General features: G+C 59.1%; 26 protein-coding genes, 1 tRNA gene and 1 pseudogene. 14 read left to right on the top strand and 14 right to left on the bottom strand.

Features of this window, described 5'->3' with window-relative positions:
- Positions 1 to 6: 6 nt before the first annotated feature.
- The 8 genes from pgsA (at position 7) to hemN (ending at position 5,737) form a co-directional block, all read left to right on the top strand.
- The gene (gene pgsA, locus KRR23_RS23900; RefSeq protein WP_123583870.1) at positions 7 to 567 is read left to right on the top strand and encodes a CDP-diacylglycerol--glycerol-3-phosphate 3-phosphatidyltransferase; all 561 of its coding nucleotides are present in this window, start codon (positions 7 to 9) and stop codon (positions 565 to 567) included.
- Positions 568 to 630: 63 nt separating this feature from the next.
- Positions 631 to 706, top strand: a tRNA-Gly gene (locus tag KRR23_RS23895).
- Positions 707 to 1,194: 488 nt separating this feature from the next.
- Positions 1,195 to 1,668: a cyclic pyranopterin monophosphate synthase MoaC gene (gene moaC, locus KRR23_RS23890; protein ID WP_216744551.1), complete on the top strand. Its 474-nt coding sequence runs from the start codon at positions 1,195 to 1,197 to the stop codon at positions 1,666 to 1,668.
- A complete protein-coding gene (locus KRR23_RS23885) occupies positions 1,665 to 1,910 on the top strand; it encodes a MoaD/ThiS family protein (RefSeq protein ID WP_054596835.1) in 246 nt (81 codons plus the stop codon). The genes moaC and KRR23_RS23885 overlap by 4 nt, the downstream gene beginning before the upstream one ends.
- Positions 1,911 to 1,914: 4 nt before the next feature.
- Positions 1,915 to 2,361, top strand: a complete 447-nt coding sequence (moaE, locus tag KRR23_RS23880) for a molybdopterin synthase catalytic subunit MoaE (protein WP_216744510.1) — start codon at positions 1,915 to 1,917, stop codon at positions 2,359 to 2,361.
- 54 nt (positions 2,362 to 2,415) lie between these two features.
- Positions 2,416 to 2,859: a CopD family copper resistance protein gene (locus KRR23_RS23875; protein ID WP_216744509.1), complete on the top strand. Its 444-nt coding sequence runs from the start codon at positions 2,416 to 2,418 to the stop codon at positions 2,857 to 2,859.
- A 119-nt stretch (positions 2,860 to 2,978) separates the two neighbouring features.
- Complete coding sequence (locus KRR23_RS23870; RefSeq protein WP_216744508.1) at positions 2,979 to 4,346, top strand: coproporphyrinogen III oxidase; 1,368 nt, start codon at positions 2,979 to 2,981, stop codon at positions 4,344 to 4,346.
- Between the two features lie 2 nt (positions 4,347 to 4,348).
- Positions 4,349 to 5,737, top strand: a complete 1,389-nt coding sequence (hemN, locus tag KRR23_RS23865; RefSeq protein WP_216744507.1) for an oxygen-independent coproporphyrinogen III oxidase — start codon at positions 4,349 to 4,351, stop codon at positions 5,735 to 5,737.
- A gap of 136 nt (positions 5,738 to 5,873) precedes the next feature.
- On the opposite strand, the gene KRR23_RS23860 is transcribed toward hemN, so the two are convergent.
- The 11 genes from KRR23_RS23860 to nirS all read right to left on the bottom strand — a co-directional run bounded on the left by KRR23_RS23860 (position 5,874) and on the right by nirS (position 14,844).
- Positions 5,874 to 7,367 (bottom strand): cytochrome D1 domain-containing protein, encoded by a 1,494-nt coding sequence (locus KRR23_RS23860; RefSeq protein WP_216744506.1) that lies wholly within the window; start codon positions 7,365 to 7,367, stop codon positions 5,874 to 5,876.
- A complete protein-coding gene (cobA, locus tag KRR23_RS23855; RefSeq protein WP_216744505.1) occupies positions 7,364 to 8,203 on the bottom strand; it encodes a uroporphyrinogen-III C-methyltransferase in 840 nt (279 codons plus the stop codon). Before cobA ends, KRR23_RS23860 begins: the two co-directional genes overlap by 4 nt.
- A gap of 70 nt (positions 8,204 to 8,273) precedes the next feature.
- Positions 8,274 to 9,452 (bottom strand): heme d1 biosynthesis radical SAM protein NirJ, encoded by a 1,179-nt coding sequence (gene nirJ, locus KRR23_RS23850; protein WP_216744504.1) that lies wholly within the window; start codon positions 9,450 to 9,452, stop codon positions 8,274 to 8,276.
- A 26-nt stretch (positions 9,453 to 9,478) separates the two neighbouring features.
- Positions 9,479 to 9,982 carry an Lrp/AsnC family transcriptional regulator gene (locus tag KRR23_RS23845; protein ID WP_216744503.1) on the bottom strand — a complete coding sequence of 168 codons (504 nt, stop codon included), beginning with the start codon at positions 9,980 to 9,982 and terminating at the stop codon, positions 9,479 to 9,481.
- Positions 9,957 to 10,400, bottom strand: coding sequence for an Lrp/AsnC family transcriptional regulator (locus KRR23_RS23840; protein ID WP_216744502.1), 444 nt, complete (start codon positions 10,398 to 10,400; stop codon positions 9,957 to 9,959). Before KRR23_RS23840 ends, KRR23_RS23845 begins: the two co-directional genes overlap by 26 nt.
- Entirely contained in the window at positions 10,393 to 10,908 is a 516-nt protein-coding gene (locus KRR23_RS23835) for an Lrp/AsnC family transcriptional regulator (protein WP_216744501.1), read from the bottom strand. Before KRR23_RS23835 ends, KRR23_RS23840 begins: the two co-directional genes overlap by 8 nt.
- Positions 10,905 to 11,363 carry an Lrp/AsnC family transcriptional regulator gene (locus tag KRR23_RS23830; RefSeq protein ID WP_216744500.1) on the bottom strand — a complete coding sequence of 153 codons (459 nt, stop codon included), beginning with the start codon at positions 11,361 to 11,363 and terminating at the stop codon, positions 10,905 to 10,907. Before KRR23_RS23830 ends, KRR23_RS23835 begins: the two co-directional genes overlap by 4 nt.
- 1 nt (position 11,364) lies before the next feature.
- Positions 11,365 to 12,543, bottom strand: coding sequence for a cytochrome D1 domain-containing protein (locus KRR23_RS23825; protein WP_216744499.1), 1,179 nt, complete (start codon positions 12,541 to 12,543; stop codon positions 11,365 to 11,367).
- Positions 12,540 to 12,866, bottom strand: coding sequence for a cytochrome c (locus tag KRR23_RS23820; protein ID WP_216744498.1), 327 nt, complete (start codon positions 12,864 to 12,866; stop codon positions 12,540 to 12,542). The genes KRR23_RS23825 and KRR23_RS23820 overlap by 4 nt, the downstream gene beginning before the upstream one ends.
- 16 nt (positions 12,867 to 12,882) lie before the next feature.
- On the bottom strand, positions 12,883 to 13,197 hold the full coding sequence (locus KRR23_RS23815) for a c-type cytochrome (RefSeq protein ID WP_216744497.1): 315 nt from the start codon (positions 13,195 to 13,197) through the stop codon (positions 12,883 to 12,885).
- A gap of 24 nt (positions 13,198 to 13,221) precedes the next feature.
- Positions 13,222 to 14,844 (bottom strand): nitrite reductase, encoded by a 1,623-nt coding sequence (gene nirS / locus KRR23_RS23810; RefSeq protein WP_253912238.1) that lies wholly within the window; start codon positions 14,842 to 14,844, stop codon positions 13,222 to 13,224.
- 268 nt (positions 14,845 to 15,112) lie between these two features.
- On the opposite strand from nirS, the gene KRR23_RS23805 reads away from it, so the two are divergent.
- From KRR23_RS23805 to KRR23_RS23780, 6 genes and pseudogenes are all read left to right on the top strand, one after another.
- Positions 15,113 to 15,916, top strand: coding sequence for a CbbQ/NirQ/NorQ/GpvN family protein (locus KRR23_RS23805; protein ID WP_253912233.1), 804 nt, complete (start codon positions 15,113 to 15,115; stop codon positions 15,914 to 15,916).
- Positions 15,900 to 16,487 carry a cytochrome c oxidase subunit 3 gene (locus KRR23_RS23800; protein ID WP_216744495.1) on the top strand — a complete coding sequence of 196 codons (588 nt, stop codon included), beginning with the start codon at positions 15,900 to 15,902 and terminating at the stop codon, positions 16,485 to 16,487. The genes KRR23_RS23805 and KRR23_RS23800 overlap by 17 nt, the downstream gene beginning before the upstream one ends.
- Positions 16,488 to 16,498: 11 nt before the next feature.
- Positions 16,499 to 16,762 carry a cytochrome C oxidase subunit IV family protein gene (locus KRR23_RS23795; RefSeq protein WP_019690904.1) on the top strand — a complete coding sequence of 88 codons (264 nt, stop codon included), beginning with the start codon at positions 16,499 to 16,501 and terminating at the stop codon, positions 16,760 to 16,762.
- Between the two features lie 97 nt (positions 16,763 to 16,859).
- A complete protein-coding gene (locus tag KRR23_RS23790; RefSeq protein WP_216744494.1) occupies positions 16,860 to 17,300 on the top strand; it encodes a cytochrome c in 441 nt (146 codons plus the stop codon).
- Positions 17,301 to 17,303: 3 nt separating this feature from the next.
- Positions 17,304 to 18,731, top strand: a complete 1,428-nt coding sequence (locus KRR23_RS23785; protein WP_216744493.1) for a cbb3-type cytochrome c oxidase subunit I — start codon at positions 17,304 to 17,306, stop codon at positions 18,729 to 18,731.
- A gap of 78 nt (positions 18,732 to 18,809) precedes the next feature.
- Positions 18,810 to 20,650: pseudogene (locus tag KRR23_RS23780) on the top strand (nitric oxide reductase activation protein NorD).
- Positions 20,651 to 20,673: 23 nt separating this feature from the next.
- Here the strand turns inward: KRR23_RS23780 and KRR23_RS29205 are convergent.
- Genes KRR23_RS29205 through KRR23_RS23770 form a run of 3 tightly spaced genes read right to left on the bottom strand, consistent with a single transcriptional unit; the run spans position 20,674 to position 21,757 of the window.
- Positions 20,674 to 20,874: a protein DnrP gene (locus KRR23_RS29205; RefSeq protein WP_367880667.1), complete on the bottom strand. Its 201-nt coding sequence runs from the start codon at positions 20,872 to 20,874 to the stop codon at positions 20,674 to 20,676.
- Complete coding sequence (locus tag KRR23_RS23775; RefSeq protein ID WP_054596857.1) at positions 20,871 to 21,554, bottom strand: Crp/Fnr family transcriptional regulator; 684 nt, start codon at positions 21,552 to 21,554, stop codon at positions 20,871 to 20,873. The genes KRR23_RS29205 and KRR23_RS23775 overlap by 4 nt, the downstream gene beginning before the upstream one ends.
- Before the next feature lie 41 nt (positions 21,555 to 21,595).
- Positions 21,596 to 21,757: a hypothetical protein gene (locus tag KRR23_RS23770; RefSeq protein WP_216744492.1), complete on the bottom strand. Its 162-nt coding sequence runs from the start codon at positions 21,755 to 21,757 to the stop codon at positions 21,596 to 21,598.
- Positions 21,758 to 21,975 lie beyond the last annotated feature (218 nt).

Below are 21,975 nucleotides of genomic sequence, written 5' to 3'. Positions count from 1 at the left end.
GTGCCGATGAATATCCCTAATCTGATCACCGTTCTACGCGTTCTACTTATCCCGATCTTCATTTTGCTGTTTTACCTGCCGTACCAATGGAGCTACCTGGCGTCCGCTTCGGTCTTCGCGTTCGCTGCGGCTACCGACTGGCTGGATGGCTATTTGGCCCGCCGCCTGGAACAAAGCACACCGTTCGGAGCATTTCTCGATCCGGTAGCCGATAAACTGATGGTCGCAGTGGCACTGGTGCTGCTGGTGCAAGAGCACGGTAACGTGTGGCTGACATTGCCGGCAGCGGTCATCATCGGTCGTGAAATCGTCGTTTCCGCTCTCCGGGAGTGGATGGCCGAACTGGGTGCGCGTGCACATGTTGCCGTCTCGAACCTGGGCAAATGGAAAACCGCTGCGCAGATGCTGGCGCTGGTGATCTTGCTGGCCAATCCGTCGGACTTCAGCTTTTGGGTTCTGGTGGGTTATACCTTGCTGATGGTCTCCGCAGGCCTGACGTTGTGGTCCATGGTGCAATATCTGCGTGCTGCCTGGCCGCATCTGAAAACCGATGTAGAAAAAAAATAAAACTTTTTTGAATCAAGGGGTTGACGAGACTTCCAAATTCTATAAAATTCGCCACACCAAGACGCGGGAATAGCTCAGTTGGTAGAGCACGACCTTGCCAAGGTCGGGGTCGCGAGTTCGAGTCTCGTTTCCCGCTCCAAATACAGAAAAACGCCACTCAATGAGTGGCGTTTTTTTTTGCACGTTATTTTGTTGTCAGCATTGAAAGAAGAGGCTTTTGCCTCTTTTTTCGTTTCAACAGGTTCCACTCGAAACCACTACCAGCGACGTTTTTTTAGTACATCGTCGGCGCTTGGCAGATCACTTTTTCTTGGTGCCCGCCTCACTGGAAACCGTACAGCTCACCTCCACCCATCCATACAAGTCGGAGACTGTACGATGGCCCTTGCGCTGCCTCGACCAGAAGGATTGCCTGATCGGTGACGCTTTACCTGCGTCTGGTCGAAATGCCGGCAGCCAAGATCCTGTAAGCATGTGCCGTGCTCGACATCCAGATTTACGCAAGGTTGTAGCAATGGCCTTGTCTGGATTACTTGATTGACGTCAACCGTATGTGTCGGCCCGCTCTGTATTCTGCGCTGAAACCGACTGTTGGTAGCGCAAGGCTTATCGCTTATGACTGAATTGATGCTGACTCACCTCGACTCACTGGGACGCGCACGAATGGTCGATGTTACGGATAAAGGCGTAACGTCCCGAGAAGCAGTGGCTGAGGCATGGGTTCATATGCTTGCCGAGACCCGACAAATGATTGCCAGTGGTGCTCACCCTAAAGGTGATGTATTTGCGGTAGCGAGGATCGCTGGCATTCAGGCGGCCAAACGCACGAGCGAGTTGATTCCGCTCTGTCATCCGCTGCTTTTGAGCAGTGTTAACGTTGAGTTGAGTGTTGAAGGTGACCAACGCGTACGCATTGTTTCTCGGTGCAAGTTGTCCGGACAGACGGGTGTCGAGATGGAGGCACTGACCGCCGCGAGTGTGGCAGCCTTGACCCTGTATGACATGTGCAAGGCCGTGGACCGGGGCATGAGTATCGAGTCGGTGCGGCTGTTGGAGAAACGGGGTGGTAAAAGCGGTTGGTATCAGGCGTTGGAACAATGAAGCTGAATGTTTTGTATTTCTCGCGGTACCGCGAAACGCTGGGCCGTGACGATGAAACGATTGAAGGTGATTTCACTTCTGTCGATCAGTTGCGTCAGCACCTGATACATCGTTCCGGTGTCTGGCGGGTGCTGGCCGAACAGAACCTCATGTGTTCCCGCAATCAGGACATGTGTGGGCTCGATGAGCCGTTGATAGACGGTGATGAAGTGGGTTTTTTCCCAACCGTAACGGGAGGGTGAATCGATGATTCGAGTCCAGACAGGCAGCTTCGACCCCGGTACCGAAATCAACACGCTGCATGCTTTGAGCCTTGATGTCGGCGCGGTGGTGAGCTGTGTAGGGTATGTGCGTGACTCCAACGTCGGACGGGAAGTCGCCGGCCTGTTTCTTGAGCATTACCCCGGGATGACCGAAAAGGTGCTTGGCAAGATCGCCGACGAAGCTCGACAGCGCTGGCCGTTACTTGGATTGGTGTTGATCCATCGAATCGGAGCGTTGCAACCGGGAGAGCCTATTGTGTTTGTCGGCATCTGCAGCAGTCATCGTCAGGCGGCTTTCGAGGCCTGCGCGTTCGTGATGGATTACCTGAAAACCCGCGCGCCATTCTGGAAGAAAGAACAGATGGCCGAGAGTTCCCATTGGGTCGAGGCTCGCAACAGTGATCGCGAGGCGGCGCAACGATGGGATTGACGTTTCCCTCGCTGTGAGTGAATCGTGTTCAGCTGTATTGAGAGCGAGAATCCCATGCTCTATCCGCTGTTTGTGACGTTGCATCTGTTTGCCGCGCTGATTTTTATCGGCACGGTGTTCTTCGAAGTCCTGTTCCTTGAAAGTATCCGCAAACAGCTGCCCGTCAAGGTCATGTTGCTGGTCGAGCAGGAGGTCGGTCGACGTGCCCGCACCTTGATTCCATGGGTTCTGCTGGTATTGTTCGGCGCCGGGCTGGGGATGGTCTGGCTGCGTTATTTGCCGGCCCTTGCAACGCCGATGAGCTCATCATTCGGCACATTGCTGATGTTGAAGATCGTGGTGGCCGTCAGCGTATTGCTGCATTTCCTGGTCGCCATGTTTTTGTTCAAAAGTGGCCGGATGAGTGCTCGATACCTGCATTTCATCCATGGCAGCCTGTTCTGCCACATGGTCGTCATCGTACTGTTGGCCAAGTGGATGTTTTACCTCACGTGGTGACTGTACGTACCTGGTGTCTGTTGCGCGACAAGCACCTTGCTCGCGCTTGACACACATCAAGGAGCATTGATCGCCAAACCCCGACACTGGCAGTCCGCAGCCAGTCTCCGAGACCCGTCATGCTCAATTTATTCCGCAACTCCGGCGAGCTGAACGCTCGGTGCGATCAAGGCGTGCTTGATCCCAACTGCCATGTCGACACTGAAAAGTTCCATGACGGTATCGGCTCTCTGGATTTGCTTCGTGCACTACGCGTCAGCCGACAGAAGTGCCGTCCGCTGTCGCTGAATGTGCAACTGCCTTCTAACCTGAAGCCTTCCTTGTGTTCCCCTCGCGATATTTCATGCGAACACAGTGGTGTCGAACACTATCTTCAGCGTCTGCAACATGAGATCGACCTCGTCGGTTGTCACCTGGGGACCGGACAGCGGGTCGAGCAGTTTCATCTGGGGGGCGGAACACCTGCCATCGCCCACCTGAGACGGCTGATGAATCACCTTCGTGGTCGATTCAACTTTCTTGGACATGAGTGCGCTGACTACAGCGTAGAAGTGGACCTTCACCATACCGATTGGTCGACCATGGGCGTGCTGCGTGATCTGGGATTCAACCATGTCAGCATCGGAGTTCCAGACATCGGTGCCGACAGTGCGATGTCGGTGGCCTGCTACCAGAACCCGGCACCGATCCATTCGCTTATCGATGCCGCTCGCACCTTCGGTTATCGATCCATCAATGTCGATCTGGGTTATGGCCATGCCTGGCAGACGCCAGAAAGTTTTGCGCTGAAACTGGCAACCATCATCGAACTGGAGCCGGACCGGCTGCTGGTGTTTGATTATGCCCGGCCACCTCAACGCTATCGGCCAAAGACCGCAGACAAAATCAGAGCGTTTTGCAGCGAGGAAGATAAAGGTGCCATGCGCCGGATCTGCTTTGAACAGTTGATCGGCGCCGGTTATCACTACATTGGCCTGGGGCAGTTTGTCCGGCCCGATGACGATTTGGCGATTGCTCAAGAGCGCGGCCGATTACGTCGCAATAGTGAGGGATTTACCCGTCACGGATATTGCGACCATATCGGGTTCGGTTTGGGCGCTATCAGTCAGATCGACGATTTGTATGCGCAAAACACCGACAAACTGGAGCTGTACCAGCAGCAACTGGACATGGATCAATTGCCGACGAGCCGTGGCTGGCGCTGTGAGACGGGGAATCAGGTCAGGCACATGGTCGTGGAGCGTCTGGCATGTGATCTGGAGCTGGATATCCAGGCAATCGAGACGCGCTATGGACTGATTTTTCGTCAGTACTTTTCCGCCGTCTGGCCTGTGCTGGAGCAATTGACCCGTGACGGGTTGATTGAGTTGTCTGATCGTTTCATCAGTATTCTTCCGGCCGGTCGGCCGCACGTGGATGCCATCTGCAACCTGTTTGAAAGGGATTCGGGCAGTGCGGGGCATGAACCCCCATTGCGAGTGGATTGATTATGACAACCTCGTTTGATTTCAATCGTGCCCTGGTCGAAAAGTATGACCGCCCGGGGCCGCGCTATACCTCTTACCCGACGGCGCCGCAGTTTCATCAGGCGTTCGCCGTCGATGACTATCAGCGTGCCGCCTCGGACAGCAACCGGGCGGCAACGCCAAAATCGCTGTCGGTGTACATCCACATCCCGTTCTGCAAGAGCCTTTGTTATTACTGCGCCTGCAATAAAATCATTACCCGGAAAACCCACCGCGCCGTCGAGTACCTGACGTACCTCAAGCGCGAAATCGTGATGCAAGCCGCCTTGTTCGACCGCACCCGCAAACTCACACAACTGCACCTGGGTGGTGGCACGCCGACCTATTTGACCAGCGAGCAACTGGCTGACCTTATGGACTGCCTGCATCAGGCATTCGACATGGATGACAGCGATGACCATGAGTTTTCCATCGAAGTCGACCCTCGCACCATCAGCACTGAACAGATCCAGTCGCTGCGTCGGTTGGGGTTCAATCGCCTGAGCTTCGGCGTGCAGGACTTCGATCCCGACGTGCAGGCCGCGGTCAATCGTCAGCAAAGTGAAGGGCAAATTTACGCACTGGTCGCTGCTGCGCGTCAGGTGCAATTCAAGTCGATCAGCGTTGATCTTATCTACGGCCTGCCATTGCAAACCGTGAACAGTTTCGACGTCACCCTCGGCAAGATCATCGCGTTGCGCCCGGACCGGATTGCAGCCTACAGCTATGCCCATTTGCCGGAGCTGGTGCGCGCGCAACGACTGATTCGTCCGGCCGATATGCCGCCACCTGAGCGCAAGCTAGAGTTGCTTGAACTGACTATCCGCCGTCTGACCGAGGCCGGTTATGTCTACATCGGCATGGACCATTTCGCCTTGCCGGACGATGAGCTGGCCTTGGCCCGGGCCAATGGCACGTTGCAGCGTAATTTCCAGGGTTATTCCACCCACGCCGACTGCGATTTGATCGGTCTCGGGGTGTCTTCGATCGGCAAGGTCGGCGATAGCTACAGCCAGAGCGTCAAGGAGCTTTCTCAGTATTACGCGCGACTGGATCAAGGCTTGTTACCGGTCCATCGAGGTTACCGCTTGAGCGCCGACGATCAGCTTCGCCGTGAAGTGATCAGCGATCTGATGTGTCATGGCCGGATCGACTTCGGCAAGTTTGAAGCGCGTCATGCCATCTGCTTTACCGAGTACTTTGCCGATGCGCTGATGCAACTGGACGAACATGTTCGCGATGGATTGCTGCAGATCCACGAAGATGCGCTGGTGTTGTTGCCCCACGGGCATTTGATGATGCGCAGCGCGGCGATGGCGTTTGATGCCTATCTGGACGGCGATCAAAAAGGCCGGTTTTCACGCACCGTTTGAAGTCCCCGGCACCGGGGATGCGTCAGCGCTGGCCAACGTGGTTGCTTTTCAGCTGTCCCAAGGTGCTCGGGATGTCTGCGATCAGGACTGAAGCCGACAACGGTTACACCCTGGGGTAAAGCGATCGGCACAAGGTCTAGTGTGAAGTGCCCTCGGCAAACTCGATTTTGTTGCCGACATTGTACTTGCCCGAGGGCTTGTTCATCGGCAGGCGCTTGATCTCTTTGAGGGTGTTGCTGTCGTAGACAATCAGCGCACCGTCGGTGGCCCAGATACTCAGCAGCAGGTAGCGACCGTCGCGGGTGAATTCGACGTGGGCGGCGGTCTTGCCGGGCATCGGGCGCAGGGTGTGGGCGATTTCCAGGGTCTGTTTGTCGATCAGGTGGATCGCATCGTTGTCGGGACCGAAAAATACATCGGTCCAGGCATACCGCGAATTGACGTGACTGCGCATGAAGAACCCTGGCCCCAGGGTCGGTATTTCCTTGATCAGTTTCCAGGTCTTGAAGTCGATGACCGAGATCAGGCCCTTGCTGATGTTCGGCGTGGCGAACACCCACTCACCGTTACGCTTCCAGTAAGTCCCGGACCCCAGGTGCGGCATGCCCGGCAGCGGAATGTCGGTGACCACCTTGCCACTGTCGAGGTCGATCACCTGGCCGCCCTTGGCTTTGCGCGATGTGGCCAGCAGTTGCTTGTAGTCCGGTGAAAAGGAAAAGTCGTCCAGCACATCCTCTGCCTTGATCCGTCGCGGTTCGAAGTCCGGTGTGCCGGCGCAGGGCAGCTCCCAGACTTCCTTCACGTCCTTGAGTGCGACGATGAAGCTGTTACGCGGCGGGGCTGTGTACACCGCGCTGACCCGCGACGCGGTACCGTCCTGGCCGATCGCCGGGATCGTTTTGACCAGCGACAGATCGCGGGCATCGAGCACCACGAGATTGCCTGGCAAGTAGTTGCCCACCAGTACCCAGCGGCCATCCTTGCTCACCGCCAGGTTGCGGGTGTTGAGCCCGGCGCGGACCTCGGCGATCAGTTTCAGGTTGTGCAAGTCATACAGACTGATCCAGCCATCGCGAGAGGCCACGTAGACGAAGCGTCCATCCGGCGAGAACTTCGGCCCGCCATGCACGGCAAAGTGCGAAGTAAACCGTGCCAGCACTTCAAAACGGTCGCCGTCGAGGATGTCGATGTGATGATCGCCGGCTTCCACCACCACGAACAGGTTCAGTGGATCGGCGCCATGCTGAGGAGTGTCGGGCAGCTTGTTGATATCGGTAAGAATGGAATGACTGCCGCGAATGTCATCGTTACTCCAGGTGGGTGGGGTGGCGGGTGGTTGCTGAAGGTAATCCACCATCGCGTCGAGCTGCGTGGGATTGAACACGTTGGCATACCCGGTCATCTGACTCGCGGGGCGACCGTTCTGGATAACGCTGCGGATTTCGTCAGGTTTGATCCGAGTCAGACTCTCCGGCAGCAAAGCCGGCCCCGCACCGCCGAAACGGTTGGCACCATGGCAGCTCTGGCAATGCTGTTGGTAGAGGTTGGCGGCCGCGTCGGAGGGCGGAACCGCCGCACCGGCATGAACCGGACCGATCCACAACAATGGGGCAAGCAGCATCCGCCTCATATCGCCACCTTGCGGTAGCGTTGCAGCGCTGGGGCGGGGTAAAAACGCGCCGGGTATTCCTGTTGTTGAGTAGCAAACAGATCAACCACTTTGCCGATCACCGTCAGCGTCGGAATGCCAGGTGGGCAATCTCGCGCCAGGGTCGGTAACTGGTGCAGCCTGCCTCGGGCAACATGCTGGTCGGGCCGTGTACCGTTGCTGATCAGCGCCGCCGGCGTGTCGGCGGGCATTCCGGCCTCGATCAAGCGCTGCGCGATAATCCCAAGGTTCGATAACCCCATGTAAAACACCAGGGTCTGAGTGCTGTCGGCCAGGCTGCTCCAGGGCAGTGCCAACTCTCCATCGCGTTGCAGGTGCCCGGTGATGAAACGGCAGGAGTTGACCAGATCCCGATGGGTCAGCGGAATGCCGGCGTAAGCGCTACACCCGGAGGCGGCAGTAATGCCGGGGACCACCTGGCAGTCAATGTTGCGTTGCAGCAGATACTCCAGCTCCTCGGCGCCACGGCCGAATATGAACGGGTCGCCACCCTTGAGCCGGACCACGCGCTGCCCCAGATCGGCGAGGTCGGCGAGTAGTTCGTTGATCTGTTCCTGGGGCAGGCTGTGGCAGCCGCTTGCCTTGCCGACGTAATGCCGGGCGCAGGTGAGGGGGATCAACGTCAGCAGCTCGGGGCTGATCAGGCGGTCGTAAACCACGGCGTCGGCTTGCATCAACAGGCTCCAGGCACGCAGGGTCAGTAAGCGTGGATCGCCGGGGCCGGCGCCGACCAGGGCGACTTCGCCCGGTCTGAACGGGGACTCAAGTGCAGCCGGTAAAATAATCGATGGATGCATGGGACGTCCTTGGTGCTTCATCAGGTGGTCCGGCCCCATCCTTTGTCAGATGGCTCGCCAGGCGGGTGCTTCAGTGCATGACGCTAGGGAGGGTCGTTGAGGGTGGTATGCCGATTTCTTCATCGCTGAGGTGGCAACCGGGGTCCTGGCCCCAGAGATCACCTTCGGCCCAGGCGCGGGTGCGAGTGTTGCCGTTGCAGATGCTTAGCCAACGGCATTGACCACAGCGACCACCGACGGCCCGAGGATGCACGCGCAGCTGCTGTAACAAGGCGTCCGGGCGGTCCAGCCACAGCGTGCGAAACGGCGTGTGCCGGACATTGCCCACCGAGTGCTGCCACCAATAGGTGTCGGGGTGCACTTCACCGGTGTTGTCGATGTTGGCGATGCCGCTGCCCGAGGCGTTGCCGCCCCAGGCGCGGAGCATATGTTCCAGGCGCGGGTAATGTTCGGGTAGATGCAGGCCCACCCATTGCAGCAAGAGAATCGCGTCGGCATCGTTGTTGCCGCTGACAAAATCGCTGTCGCGACCGTGCTGGATGTCTTCCCAGGCCCGTTCGAAGATCAGCGTCATCGCCTCGCGGCTCATCTGCTGTCGGGCGTCGAGCTGGCGGCTGCGTTTGCCGCGACCGCTGTAGTTGAGGTGCGACAGATAAAACTTTTGCACGTCGTACTCGCGGATCAACGCCAGCAGTTGGGGCAGCTGCGCATGGTTCTCCTGGGTCAATGTGGTTCGCAGACCGACGCGAATGCCTTGTTCGCGACAGAGCTGGATCGCGTGCATGGAGCGGGCGAAGCTGCCCTTCAGCTGGCGGAAGCTGTCATGGGTGGCTTCCAGGCCATCGATGCTGATCCCGACATAGTCGAACTTCGCCGCGCTGATCTGCGTGATGTTCTGCTCATCGATCAGCGTGCCATTGGTGGACAAGGCCACAAAGAAACCTTTGGCGCGGGCATAGGCGCCGAGCACAAACAGATCCTCGCGCAACAGCGGTTCCCCCCCGGAAAGAATCAGTACCTTCACGCCAGCGTCGTGCAGGTCGTCAATCACGGTCAGCGCGGCGGCCGTATCCAGTTCGCCGCGAAAGACACTGTCGGCCGAGGTGGCGTAGCAGTGCTTGCAGGTCAGGTTGCAGCGCCTGAGCAGGTTCCAGATCACCACTGGCGGCCGGTTGCTGCCCGGAGGGCTGGTTCTGGGGGCAGGCACCCGGCCGGTCAGGGCACGCAGGTATTGGCTGATCCTCAACATGCAAATCTCCTTGAGCCAGCGAGTGTTCAGCGTGGTACTGGCGGTAGCCGTAAACCGGTTTTTTTCAGGATGCGACTGCTCACCAGCATCTCGTCGGCGACACAGGCGTCGCCCAGCAAGTAGCGCAGGTGTTCGCGGTAGCTGTCGATTTCTTCGCGGCTGCGACCGTGGACCATGGCGAACAGGTTGTAGCGCCACGCGGTTCGTCGCGGGCGTCGATAACAGTGGCTGACAAAAGGCTGCGCACCGATCAGCGCACCGAGGCGCGGCATGTCGGTGTCGCGCACATCCCAGACTGTCATGCCGTTGTAGCGATATCCGAGGCGATAGTGGTTGGGGACGGCGGCGATGCGTCGGATCGCGCCCTCGGCCTGCAAGCGCTTGAGCAAATCCAGGGTGGATTCGATACTCAGGTTCAGCTGTTCGGCGAGCCAGGCCCAAGGGTCGTCCAGCAGCGGCAGGCCCGCCTGGGTCAGTTCGATCAGTCGGTGTGCCAGGGTGTCTTCAGACCGGGAAGTACAGACTGACATGGTAAGTCTCCTCTTTGGGCACGTTGAGCAGCGGCAAACCGGTCAGGATTTCGATGTGCTGCAAGGTTTCGGTGACGCCTTGTTCGGTCGCGCAGCCGAGCACGAACCACATGTTCCAGGCGTGTTCGCGTCGATAGTTGTGCGCCACTTCAGGCAGGGCGTGCAGTTGCCCGGCGATCTCTTCGAACCGTTCTTCCGGCACCGCCAGCGCCGCGAGGGTGAAGGCGCCACCGAGGCGTTCGATGTCGAACATCGGGCCGAAGCGCGTGAGTATTCCCTCACAGAGCAGTTCGTGGAGGCGGTGGAGCAATTCAGTGCTGCTGCTGTCCAGTTCGCTGGCCAGTGCCTGCCAGGGGTTACGCACCAGCGGCAGGCCCAGTTGCAAGCGGTTGATCAGCCGACGGTCAAGATCATCCATGGGGCGTGGTTCCCGTTGAGGAGGCGGCAAAGCGTCCGCCGCACTGTTTAAAGACGTGGGTGCTGAACAGCAGTTGGTGGGGCAGGTCGCTCAGCAAGTGTTCTTCCAGCAACGCCTGGATCTGCGCCTCGACCTGCGCGCGTTGGCGCCCGTGAACCATGCAGAAAAGGTTGTAGCGCCACTGCGGCAGGCGCCGTGGCCGTTGATAGCAGAGGGTGATACCGGGCGCTTGCCCCAGGCGCTGGCCGACTTCGTCGATCAGCGCGTCTGGAACATCCAGCACCAGCATGGCGTTGGCAGAAAAACCCAGCGCGCGATGGTTGAGCACCAGACCGACCCGCCGAAAAAGCCCTTGTTCGTGCCACTGATGCATTTGCGCGAGCACCTGGTTTTCATCGGCGCTTATCCGTTCCGCGAGGGCCTGATAAGGCCGTGATACTCGCGGCAATCCGCTTTCCAGATGTCGGCGTAGCGCCAGTGCCTGTTTGGGGCTCAATCCCGGCTTCATGGGCCTTCTCCCAGAGCAAAGCCGAGGTTGATGCGGTAAGCGGTCAGCATCGGCAGATCCAGCGGCGTGAGGCCGGTATCTTTCTCGAGTTCGTTGAGTACGCGTTCGATGTGTGGGCGATCAGGCCCGGTCAACACAAACCACAGGTTGTAGAAATGCTCCCGTGCGTAGTTGTGATTGACCTCGGGATACTGGCTGACGCGCTCGGCGACTTGTTGCAGGCGTTCGGCGGGCACGGCGAAGGCGGCGAGGGTGCTGGCCCCGGCGCGGCTGTGTTCGAACACCGGGCCGATCCGCGAGAGGGTGCCGGCCTGATCCATTGCTTGCAGGCAGGCCATCACGTGCGCCTCGTCGCAACCGAGGACTTTGGCGATCTCTTTATACGGTTCCGGGCACAGCGGCATGTCGTGCTGGAAGCGATCGATCAGTTGGCGACTGAGCAGGTCGAGGTTCATTTCAATAGCCCATTTTTTGCGCGCGACTGCTGAAGAAGATGCCGCTCGGCGCGATGGCGGGAAGGGTGCTCAGCAGTTTCAGGCTGTACGGGTCCCAGACCTGAACCTGATCGCCATCGCGTAATGACAGCCACAACTGATCGCCGCGCGCGGTGAATTCCATGTGTAGCACCGCCGGCCCCGGTCGCAGGTCGGCGACCACAGCGTGGGTTTCGGTATCGATCACCTGAACCCGATCGTTGTCCGGGTAGGCGAAATTGACCCACAGCTGCCGACCGTCTGGCCGTGAGGTGACGAACACCGGCTGCCCGGCCACAGGGATGGCCGCGGTCTGCTGCCAGCTGCGCGAATCCATCACCAGCACTTGATGGTGGCCGACGGCGGGCACGAAGGCCTGGTTGTCAGCAACGGCCCAGCCCTCCAGATGCGGCATCTTGTAGACGGGTAATTTCGCCTGGCCGCGCCCGTAATCACCAAGCACCCGCTGCACGCCATGCTCCGGATGCCAGAGGTCGAGTTGGGCCATGCCGTCTTCGCCGAACAGCCCGGCCATGTAATAGCGCCCATCCGGGGTAATCAAGGCATCGTAGGGTTGTTGGCCGATGTTCTTGAAGCGGTTGATCTGCGGTGTGTTGCCCCGGCTGAAGTCGGCGGTCCAGATTTCGCCGCTATCGAACAGGCTGAATACAAAACGTTGTCCGGGGGCGTCCACCAGACCGACCACCCGGGAGCGTTTGCTGCCATCGGCCAGGGCTGTGGCGGGAATGTCGGCCACCTGTTGCAAGGTGTTGGCATCGAATACCTTGACGCCGCCGGGTACGTAGTTGGACACCGCGATCAACTTGCCGTCCTGACTGATGGCGCCGCCGATGCTGTTGCCGCCCTGGATGACCCTATGGTCGATGCGTTGGGTCAGCAGGTCGATTTTGCTCAGTCCGCCGTCGCGACCGAACACATAGGCATAACGCTGGTCGTGGGAGAACACCACCGAGGCATGGGACAGGTCGCCCAAGCCTTCGAGGCGAGCCAGCGCGGTGCGAGTGTCGCTTTCGATGATTTGTACGCTACCGCTGGTGCGCTCAATCACTACGCCCAGGTCGCCCGTGCCGCGCAGGGGGGACTGAACGCAGGCGGATAACAAGAGGCCGGTCGCCGCTGACAGCAGGATTGAACGAATCATGATGCGGGATATCCCTGGAGAAGAAGATTGACCAGCCAACGGATGTCGTCAGCACTGAGCAGCGGGCCCCAACCGGGCATGGCGGTGCCGGGGCGACCTTGGGTGACGGTGGCAATCAGGCTGTCCCGGGGCTTGCCGGACAGTGCGCTACGGGTCAGTTCAGGGCCCAGCCCACCGGTCATTCGCAGCCCATGACAGGCACCGCAATCCTGGGCCAGCAGGTGTTCGAGTTGCGCCTGACGCTTGGCGTCCGGCGTCGCTACCGAGGTCGCGCAAATGAGGAGGAGGGCCGCCAGAAGCACCGCGTGTCGATAATCTTTCATGACGCCCTCCCGTTGGCTATTTGAGACTCAAGACCCACGTCGCGAGGGTCTGCGCTTCTTCATCCGTTACTGGGTTGGCCGGCATCGGTATCGGTCCCCAATTGCCTTGTGTGCCGTTCTTGATGTGGTTGGCCAGGGTGTTTGCGGCACCGGCGACACCAGCGTTCTTGGCGGCCACCTCCTTGAGCGTCGGGCCGACGAGCTTGGTGTCGATGGCATGGCAGGCGGCGCAGGGTTTGCTCTTGAACAGCTCTGGCGCGTCTTGCGCCATCACCGCTTGCAGGCTCAATGCGCCAGCCAGGACAATCAGTGATATCAGCGTATTTTTCATGACGATTCCTTTCATTGATGGAACTCAATAAATGTCGTGTTGGGTGTTGTAGACGTTGAATTTTCCGGTGGGCGTAATCAGCCGTTTGTCCTTGATGACTGATTTGAGCTTCAGGGTTTTGTCGTCGATCACCACCAGTGCCGACTCGTCTGCCTGGCCACTCCACACGGAGAACCAAACCTCATCGCCGGCCTTGTTGTATTCCGGCTGTACGACGCGCATGGCCCCTTGCTTGATGCCGGCGTACTCGGCGATGGGTAGCACGGTGTAGCCGGCATCGAGCTTGTCGAGATTGAACACCGCCACCGACTGACTGAGTTTGGCGTCCGGGTTGAGGGTGGTGTCGACATACAGGTGGCGCGAGTTGGGGTGGGTCTTGATGAACAACGAACCGCCGCCCTGGCCCTTGAGCGAGGCGACCTGTTTCCAGGCGTATTGCGGGTGTTTGATCGGGTCGGTGCCGATCAGCGAGATACCGTCATCTCCCAGATGGCTGGTGGCCCAGACTGGCCCGTAAGTCGGATGGACGAAGTTGGCGCCGCGGCCTGGGTGAGGAGTTTTTCCGACGTCCACCAAAGCAGTCAATTTACGTTCTTTGGAATCGATCACGGCGATCTTGTTGGAGTTGTTGGCGGCGGTCATGAAATACCGATGAGTGCTGTCCCAACCACCGTCATGCAGGAACGGCGCGGCATCGATGTAGGTGACGGTTAGGTTTTTGATGTCCTGGTAATTGACCAGCATGACCTTGCCGGTTTCCTTGACGTTGACGATGAACTCCGGCCATTCGTGGGAGGCGATGATCGCCGCGACCCGGGGTTCCGGGTGGTACTCCTGTTTGTCGACGGTCATGCCACGGGTCGAGACGATTTGCTTTGGCTCCAGGGTTTCGCCATCCATGATGGTGAACTGCGGCGGCCAATAGGAACCGGCGATGGTGTATTTGTCTTCGTAGCCTTTGAACTTGGAGGTCTCCACCGAGCGTGCCTCGATGCCCACTTTGACTTCGGCGACCTTGGTCGGCTCCACCGGCCACAGGTCGATCATGTCGATCCGGGCGTCTCGACCAATCACCAGCAGGTAGCGACCGGAGGCTGAAATGCGCGAAATGTGCACCGCATAACCGGTCTCGATCAGCTTGACGATTTTCTTGCTGTCACCGTCGATCAGAGCAATCTTGCCGTCATCGCGCAACGTCACCGAAAACAGGTTGGGCAGATTGAGTTTGCTCAGCTGTTTGTTCGGACGGTCCTCGGGCTTGACCAGCACTTTCCAGGTTTTCAGCGTCTCGGCCATGCCCCATTCCGGTGGCGTTGGCGGCGTGTGCTGAATGAACTTCGCCATCGCCGTGATCTGGTCCTTGGTCAGGGCATTGGACGTCCCCCAATTCGGCATGCCCGCCGGTGACCCGTAAGTCATCAAGGCCTCCAGATACGGTTGCCCACGGGACTGAGTGATGTCCGGCGTCAGTGGTTTACCGGTGGCGCCTTTGCGCAGAACACCGTGGCAACCGGCGCAGCGTTGGAAGTAGATCTCCTTGGATGCGTCGAAGTCGGCCTGGCTCAGGTCCGGCGCTCCCGCGGTTTTGACCATGGGCGGGGTGGCCGCTCCTGCGGCAGGTTCGTCAGCGGCAACGGCATGACTCATCGCCAGGGCCAGCGTTGAACACAGCGTGGCGACAGTCAGAGCAAACGTTTTTCTATTGCTGATCAGCATTCCATTTCTCCTCAGGCAAGACCTTTGCGATGTGCTTTGACGGCAGCGCAGAACGCAGGTTCTTAGTGCCGTGCAAGGCTATGCCCGAGCAGGCCAATGCTCGCTTGACCGCGATCAAGTTTGTCGGCCATGTCACTTGCCAGGTTGTCGCAGGCGCCCGTAGCGTGTTGCTTGAATCCGCTTTTGGAACAGACAGCCCATGGACCGTATCCCGTCTTGCGAACACAAGGTCGACCCCTTCTATCAACCGCTTAATAATGAGGAGGTGCTGTTCGAGCAAGCCTGGCGTCATGGCATGCCGGTGCTGATCAAAGGCCCGACCGGGTGCGGCAAGACCCGTTTCGTCCAGCACATGGCCCATCGGTTGAAACTGCCGCTCTACACCGTGGCTTGCCACGACGACCTGAGTGCCGCCGACCTCATCGGCCGGCATCTGATCGGCGCCCAGGGCACGTGGTGGCAGGATGGACCGTTGACCCGCGCGGTGCGAGAAGGGGGTATCTGCTACCTCGACGAAGTGGTCGAGGCCCGTCAGGACACCGTGGTGGTACTGCATCCACTGGCCGATGATCGTCGGGAATTGTTTCTGGAACGCATCGGCGAAGTGTTGAAGGCGCCGCCCTCATTCATGCTGGTGGTGTCGTACAACCCCGGTTACCAGAACCTGCTCAAAGGCATGAAGCCCAGCACCCGCCAACGCTTCGTGGCGATGCGTTTCGGCTATCCGCCGGTGGCTGACGAAGAGCGCATTGTCGCCAGGGAAGCGCAGGTGGACTGCGCCCTGGCGGCGCAAGTGGTCAGGCTGGGGCAGGCGCTGCGCCGGCTCGATCAGCATGATCTGGAAGAGGTCGCCTCGACGCGGCTGCTGATTTTCACGGCGCGAATGATCCGCTCCGGCATGAGTCCGCGTGAGGCGTGCATGGCCTGCTTGGCCGAGCCGTTGAGCGATGATCCGCTGACGGTTGCGGCGCTGATGGACGTGGTTGATGTCCACTTCGGCTGAGTCCAGGGGCGTTGCGCGTGGTCACCTGCCGGGCGACTTGGCGATGTGGTTTTTCATTCTGGCCGAGCTGTCGGTGTTTGCGATTTTGATCCTGGCGTTTGCCGTGACCCAGGCGCTCAAGCTGCAGCTGTTCGGCGAAAGCCGCCTGTTGCTGAACACGTCCACCGGCTTGGCGATGACCCTGAGCCTGCTCACTGCGGGGTTGTTCGCCGCGCTGGCTCAGGAGCAAGTAAGGTGCTCAAGGCCGCGCCATGGCGCGGTCTTTCTGTTGGCCGCGTTGCTCGTTGCGAGTGCCTACGTCGTCTTGAAACTCACGGAATACCGGCACTTGCTGGCCTCGGGGCTGGGCATGGAGCACAACACATTTTTCACCCTCTACTGGATCCTCACCGGTTTTCATTTCCTCCATGTATTGCTCGGCATGGTCATTCTCGGATGGCTGGCCGAGCGGTGTCGTCGTGGCTTGTACAACGAAGACAACCGCAGCGGGTTTGAATCCGGCGTGCTGTATTGGCACATGGTCGACCTGATCTGGGTCGTGCTGTTTCCGCTGGTCTACGTGCTGAATTGACGGGAGGTTTTATGTCCGCTTCCAGGTTACTGCTGGTCTGCTGGGCCGCGCTGGCCACGTTAAGCGTGTGCACGGTGGTGTTGGCACAGGTGGGCGTGACCTGGCAGCTGTCCATTGCCATCCTGGGGGTGGCGGTCGGCAAGGCCTGCCTAATCACTGATGGCTTCATGGAGCTGCGCCGCGCGCCGAGACTATGGCGCCGCTTGATGTTGAGCTGGGCGCTGGTATTGGCGGCACTTGTGGGGCTGAGTCTGTTGTCAGTCCTCTCTGGATAATACCCGACCAAAACCATCTGATTTTCTTGATCGCCATCAAGCCGGTTTCAACCCTGCGCTTCCTAGAATGGACGGGTCAAGCAAAGAGGAAGCGACCATGTCAGAGACCTTCACCAAAGGCATGGCCAGGAATATCTACTTCGGGGGAAGCGTCTTCTTCTTCCTGATATTCCTGGCCTTGACCTATCACTCGGAACAGACCTTTCCCGCCCGTAGCAATGAAGCGCAGCTAAGCGAATCAGTGGTGCGCGGGAAGTTGGTCTGGGAGCAAAACAACTGCGTCGGCTGCCACACATTGCTGGGTGAGGGCGCCTACTTTGCGCCTGAACTGGGCAACGTGTTCCAGCGTCGTGGCGGGGAGGCGGGCTTCAAACCTTTTCTGCATGCCTGGATGAAAATGCAGCCGCTGGGCGTACCGGGTCGGCGAGCGATGCCGCAGTTCAACTTGAGTGACCAGGAGGTGGATGACATCGCCGAGTTCCTCAAGTGGAGCTCGAAAATCAACACCAATGGCTGGCCGCCAAACAAGGAGGGCTGAGAGATGAGCGTGACTAATCCACATCTGAAATTTGCCTCGCAAGCTGTGGCCAAACCGTACTTCGTGTTTGCCCTGATGCTGTTTCTCGGTCAGGTGGTGTTCGGTTTGATCATGGGCCTGCAATACGTGGTGGGGGACTTTCTGTTCCCGGCCATTCCCTTCAACGTTTCGCGGATGGTGCACACCAACCTGCTGATCATATGGTTGCTGTTCGGCTTCATGGGCGCTGCTTACTACCTGATTCCGGAAGAGGCCGACCGCGAGCTGCACAGTCCGAAGCTGGCACTCATCCTGTTCTGGGTATTCGCCGCCACCGGTGTATTGACGATCCTGGGTTATCTGCTGGTGCCTTATGCGGGGCTGGCCAAGTTGACCCACAATGAGCTGCTACCGACCATGGGCCGCGTTTATCTGGAGCAGCCGACCATCACCAAGATGGGGATTGTGCTGGTGTGCCTGGGCTTTCTCTACAACATCGGCATGACTCTGCTTAAAGGTCGCAAGACCACGGTGAGCGTGGTCATGATGACCGGGCTGATCCTGCTTGCAGTGTTCTTCCTGTTCTCCTTCTATAACCCCGGAAACCTGGTCCGCGACAAGTTCTACTGGTGGTGGGTGGTGCATCTTTGGGTGGAAGGTGTATGGGAGTTGATCATGGGCTCGATGCTGGCTTTCGTGCTGATCAAGATCACCGGGGTAGACCGGGAAGTGGTGGAGAAATGGCTCTATGTAATCATCGCCATGGCGCTGATTACCGGGATCATCGGCACCGGTCACCACTACTTCTGGATCGGTGGGCCAGAGGTCTGGTTATGGGTTGGTTCAATCTTCTCCGCACTGGAGCCGCTGCCCTTCCTGGCGATGGTGATGTTCGCCTTCAGTATGGTGAAGAACCGGCGTCGGCAACACCCGAACCGCGCCGCGACGTTGTGGGCCAAGGGCACCACGGTGACCGCCTTTTTCGGCGCCGGTGTCTGGGGGTTTCTGCATACCCTGGCACCGGTCAACTACTACACCCATGGCACGCAGTTGACGAACGCTCACGCCCACCTGTCGTTCTACGGTGCTTACGCGATGATCGTGATGACTTTGATCAGCTACGCCATGCCACGCTTGCGCGGGTTGGGCGAGGCCGGCGACGAGCGCTCGCAGACTCTGGAGATCTGGGGATTCTGGTTGATGACCTTGTCGATGGTGATGATCACGCTGCTGCTAACTGCTGCCGGTGTTGTACAGATCTACCTGCAACGCTGGCACGCCGACGGAATTGCCTTGCCGTTCATGGCCACGGTCGATCATTTGCAGGTGTTGTTCTGGGCGCGTCTGGGGGCTGGGGTCGGTTTCCTCGCCGGGCTACTCTGCTATTTGTTCAGCTTCAAGCAGCGGGGTCGCGCCGCCTTGCGCGCCCCGGCGGCGGTGGTGCCTTCATGAGCCGGGTTAACGGCTAGAAAAGGTCGGCCCGGCTGATACAGCGGGCCGTTTTTTTGGTGTCCAAGAAGGGCAAACAGCATGGCCTTTACCGTCGAACTGGAAGAGTGGGTAGGCAGTGCCTGGCACCGCTTCATCACCCGGCGCGCCAGCCCGGATTTCCCCGAAGCACGGGTTGAACTGATCAACCAGCAACGCCCGCTGGCGCTGTTGTTCCGCGCCATGGGCGGTGCCAATGGCATCGGGCTTGAAGCGGCCAGCGACCGCGATCTGCTACTGCGGCGCAACGTGCTGCAGCAAATCGCCGGCACCTGCAAACAAGTGCCCTTGGCGTGGTGTGACGAGAATACCCTGCGGCTACCGTCGAGTCTCGCGGTGTTCCCTGAAGTCGCACTGAATGAGGAACTCTATCGTTGGCTCGCGTTGCTGGCAGCGCAGGCCGGTCAGATGCGGCATTGGGGGCGGGACAACCAGCGCTGGACGCAATTGCTGTTGCGGCGCTATCCAGCGCTACGCGCGCGCTACCAGCGATTGGTCGAGGCCCACCTGCAATTGCGCCCGGACCCGGCCTCATTGAGCTGTAGTGAAGCGGCACTGGAGCGCGTCTTATGCCAGGCGTTGCGCGAGCCGGGCAGCGTCGAGGATTTTCCGCGTAGCGAACGCGCGGCGTGGCCAGTGCCGCTGTGGTTGTACCCACCGCAACATCTCGCCAGCCCGCTGGCTGCCGATTTGGGCGATGAATCCGAAGAGTCTTTGACGACGTCTCCCGGCGAGCAGAAAGGCGGGCGCAAGCGCGCCAAACGCATTGATGACAGCACCCGTGACGGCGGGCTATTGGTGGTACGCCTGGAGAATCTGTTCAGTTGGACCGAACACGTGGACCTGGATCGCTGGTCGGATGACAGCGAAGACCCGGACGCCGCCAGGATCGCTGATGATCTGGACGAATTGACCCTGTCGCGCACCCGGCTGCGCAAGGGCGGTGGGCTGAAGCTGCACCTGGATTTGCCACCGGCCGATGTCGACGATATTCCCCTGGGCGAGGGCATCAAGTTGCCAGAGTGGGACTATCGAAAACAGCTGATGCAGGGCGCCTTCGTCAATCTGCAAATGATGGTGCCCCGTGACTGTGAAGCGCAGCCGCTGCCGCCACGGTTGAAGGTTTCGGTGCAGCGCCTGCGACGCCAATTCGAGCACTTGCGCAATGACCGTCAGTGGTTACGCCAGCAACTTCAGGGCTCGGAACTGGACATGCAGGCCTGGCTGGATTTCACGTTGAACGCGAGCATGGCCCGTGTGCCGAGCGCGGTCTGTTCATGGAGCAACGCCAGACGCGCCGCGACCTGGCGTGCCTGTTGCTGGCCGATGTGTCGATGTCCACCGACGCACACCTGAACGATGAGCATCGTGTGATTGATGTCATCCGCGACACGCTGTTGCTGTTTGGCGAAACCCTGTCGGGGCTGGGGGATGATTTCGCCCTGTACGGGTTTTCCTCACTGCGGCGTCAGCAAGTACGCATGCAGGAACTCAAGTCCTTCACCCAGCGTTATGACGACAACACCCGCGGTCGTATTCAAGGGCTCAAGCCGGGGTATTACACGCGCATGGGTGCTGCGATTCGCCAGGCCACGCGCCTGCTGGGCAGCAGCAAACGGCGCAGTAAACTGTTGCTGCTGCTGACAGATGGCAAACCGAATGATCTGGATTTGTACGAGGGCCGCTACGGTGTTGAAGACACCCGCGAGGCGGTGCTGGAGGCACGGCGTCAAGGACTGACGCCGTTCTGTATCACCATTGATCGTGAGGCCGGGGATTACCTGCCGTACATGTTTGGCGCCAATGGCTACACCGTGATCCGTCAGCCTGAGCAATTACCGCTGCGCTTGCCGCAGTTGTATCGCCAACTGACTCAGTCTTGAGCCCGGGTCTGACTCAAGCGGCATCAACTGATGCCGCGCGGCAACCAGAAAAACATCGCGATGCAAAAGATTGTCAGGCCGATACAGAACCACCTGAACCGGCGCAGTCGACGTTCCTGAGCACGTTCGGCCATCACCGGCAGGGGCATGCCGCATTGGAGGCATTCGGATTGTTTTAGCGGGTTAGGGTGTTGGCAATACAGGCAGACGGGCAAGGTGCTCACTCAAACTGCTCCAGGCGCAGACGATCAAGAATGGCGATCTGGCGGCCGTCCTGAGTGATGATGTTTTCATCGATCAGGCGCCGGATGATCCGTGAAAAGGTTTCCGGCTGGATCGACAGATGCCCGGCAATCAGTTGCTTGGCCATCGGCAGCTCGAAATGGCTGTTCACGGTTTGCTGGCGCACTAGTTGCGTCAGCAGGTAACGCACGACCCGGTGGGTGGCGTTTTTCAGGGACAAGGTTTCGATTTCATTGACCCGTTGATGCAAACGAACGCAGAGCTTGCCGAGCAACGCAAAGGTCAACCGGCTGTTGCTCTGAAGCAGGCGCATGTAGGTGCTGTTGGACAGCCGGTAGAGCTGGGTGGGGCAGACCGCCTCGGCCGAGGCTACATAGTTGGGTGTGTCCATCAACATCATCGCCTCGGCGAAGGTTTGTCGATCACCGATGACTTCAAACACTTTCTCCTGCCCATCGGGTGTCAATCGGTAGATTTTCACCGCCCCGGCAATTATGAAATAGAACGAATCTGCTGGCTCACCCTGACGGAACAACGGCTCGCCTTTGTCGATGCTCAGCAAGTGGCTGGTACTCATCAACTCATCCAGCTGTTCTTCATTCAACGGCTCGAACAAGTGATGACTGCGCAGAATCTGGTGATGGACGCGATGAAGCACCATGGAAATTCATCCTGAAGATTGAGGAAGGAGCGGTTGTCCCGTCAAACGAGGCCCAGGGAGAGACTGCTGGCCAGGGCCAGGACTGAGGTCAACACCACAAACCAGGCCAGTGGCTGGATGATTTTTTTCATGACGACTCCGGGCAATCGAGAGGGATCGAAGGTTTCTTTGATTTCCAGACGCATGAGCAAGACGCGGGCCATGCCCGGAGGCCCTTGTTTACCTGGGTTCTCAGGTGTGAGGGTAAAAAAGACTATGCCGTCTAGGGTTTAAATAACCATTAAATGGTCATTTGTACCCTGGAGCCGATCACCTTTGTGGCGAGGGGGCTTGCCCCCGTTCGGCTGCGTAGCAGTCGTAAAACCGGCTGATGCGTTCTACCTGACGCGCCACGGATGCCGGTTCTGGGAGCGCTTCGCAC

It is taken from the genome of Pseudomonas sp. CVAP#3, assembly GCF_018986375.1.
GTDB classification, from domain to species: domain Bacteria; phylum Pseudomonadota; class Gammaproteobacteria; order Pseudomonadales; family Pseudomonadaceae; genus Aquipseudomonas; species Aquipseudomonas helvetica.
This window is presented reverse-complemented; position numbering and strand designations above follow the sequence as displayed.

What these genes read in the sequence shown, in the direction of transcription:
- pgsA (WP_123583870.1), top strand. Translation starts at nt 7, where the DNA reads ATGAATATCCCTAATCTGATCACCGTTCTACGCGTTCTACTTATCCCG.
- moaC (WP_216744551.1), top strand. Translation starts at nt 1,195, where the DNA reads ATGCTGACTCACCTCGACTCACTGGGACGCGCACGAATGGTCGATGTT.
- KRR23_RS23885 (WP_054596835.1), top strand. Translation starts at nt 1,665, where the DNA reads ATGAAGCTGAATGTTTTGTATTTCTCGCGGTACCGCGAAACGCTGGGC.
- moaE (WP_216744510.1), top strand. Translation starts at nt 1,915, where the DNA reads ATGATTCGAGTCCAGACAGGCAGCTTCGACCCCGGTACCGAAATCAAC.
- KRR23_RS23875 (WP_216744509.1), top strand. Translation starts at nt 2,416, where the DNA reads ATGCTCTATCCGCTGTTTGTGACGTTGCATCTGTTTGCCGCGCTGATT.
- KRR23_RS23870 (WP_216744508.1), top strand. Translation starts at nt 2,979, where the DNA reads ATGCTCAATTTATTCCGCAACTCCGGCGAGCTGAACGCTCGGTGCGAT.
- hemN (WP_216744507.1), top strand. Translation starts at nt 4,349, where the DNA reads ATGACAACCTCGTTTGATTTCAATCGTGCCCTGGTCGAAAAGTATGAC.
- KRR23_RS23860 (WP_216744506.1), bottom strand. Translation starts at nt 7,367, where the DNA reads ATGAGGCGGATGCTGCTTGCCCCATTGTTGTGGATCGGTCCGGTTCAT.
- cobA (WP_216744505.1), bottom strand. Translation starts at nt 8,203, where the DNA reads ATGCATCCATCGATTATTTTACCGGCTGCACTTGAGTCCCCGTTCAGA.
- nirJ (WP_216744504.1), bottom strand. Translation starts at nt 9,452, where the DNA reads ATGTTGAGGATCAGCCAATACCTGCGTGCCCTGACCGGCCGGGTGCCT.
- KRR23_RS23845 (WP_216744503.1), bottom strand. Translation starts at nt 9,982, where the DNA reads ATGTCAGTCTGTACTTCCCGGTCTGAAGACACCCTGGCACACCGACTG.
- KRR23_RS23840 (WP_216744502.1), bottom strand. Translation starts at nt 10,400, where the DNA reads ATGGATGATCTTGACCGTCGGCTGATCAACCGCTTGCAACTGGGCCTG.
- KRR23_RS23835 (WP_216744501.1), bottom strand. Translation starts at nt 10,908, where the DNA reads ATGAAGCCGGGATTGAGCCCCAAACAGGCACTGGCGCTACGCCGACAT.
- KRR23_RS23830 (WP_216744500.1), bottom strand. Translation starts at nt 11,363, where the DNA reads ATGAACCTCGACCTGCTCAGTCGCCAACTGATCGATCGCTTCCAGCAC.
- KRR23_RS23825 (WP_216744499.1), bottom strand. Translation starts at nt 12,543, where the DNA reads ATGATTCGTTCAATCCTGCTGTCAGCGGCGACCGGCCTCTTGTTATCC.
- KRR23_RS23820 (WP_216744498.1), bottom strand. Translation starts at nt 12,866, where the DNA reads ATGAAAGATTATCGACACGCGGTGCTTCTGGCGGCCCTCCTCCTCATT.
- KRR23_RS23815 (WP_216744497.1), bottom strand. Translation starts at nt 13,197, where the DNA reads ATGAAAAATACGCTGATATCACTGATTGTCCTGGCTGGCGCATTGAGC.
- nirS (WP_253912238.1), bottom strand. Translation starts at nt 14,844, where the DNA reads ATGAGTCATGCCGTTGCCGCTGACGAACCTGCCGCAGGAGCGGCCACC.
- KRR23_RS23805 (WP_253912233.1), top strand. Translation starts at nt 15,113, where the DNA reads ATGGACCGTATCCCGTCTTGCGAACACAAGGTCGACCCCTTCTATCAA.
- KRR23_RS23800 (WP_216744495.1), top strand. Translation starts at nt 15,900, where the DNA reads ATGTCCACTTCGGCTGAGTCCAGGGGCGTTGCGCGTGGTCACCTGCCG.
- KRR23_RS23795 (WP_019690904.1), top strand. Translation starts at nt 16,499, where the DNA reads ATGTCCGCTTCCAGGTTACTGCTGGTCTGCTGGGCCGCGCTGGCCACG.
- KRR23_RS23790 (WP_216744494.1), top strand. Translation starts at nt 16,860, where the DNA reads ATGTCAGAGACCTTCACCAAAGGCATGGCCAGGAATATCTACTTCGGG.
- KRR23_RS23785 (WP_216744493.1), top strand. Translation starts at nt 17,304, where the DNA reads ATGAGCGTGACTAATCCACATCTGAAATTTGCCTCGCAAGCTGTGGCC.
- KRR23_RS23775 (WP_054596857.1), bottom strand. Translation starts at nt 21,554, where the DNA reads ATGGTGCTTCATCGCGTCCATCACCAGATTCTGCGCAGTCATCACTTG.
- KRR23_RS23770 (WP_216744492.1), bottom strand. Translation starts at nt 21,757, where the DNA reads ATGGCCCGCGTCTTGCTCATGCGTCTGGAAATCAAAGAAACCTTCGAT.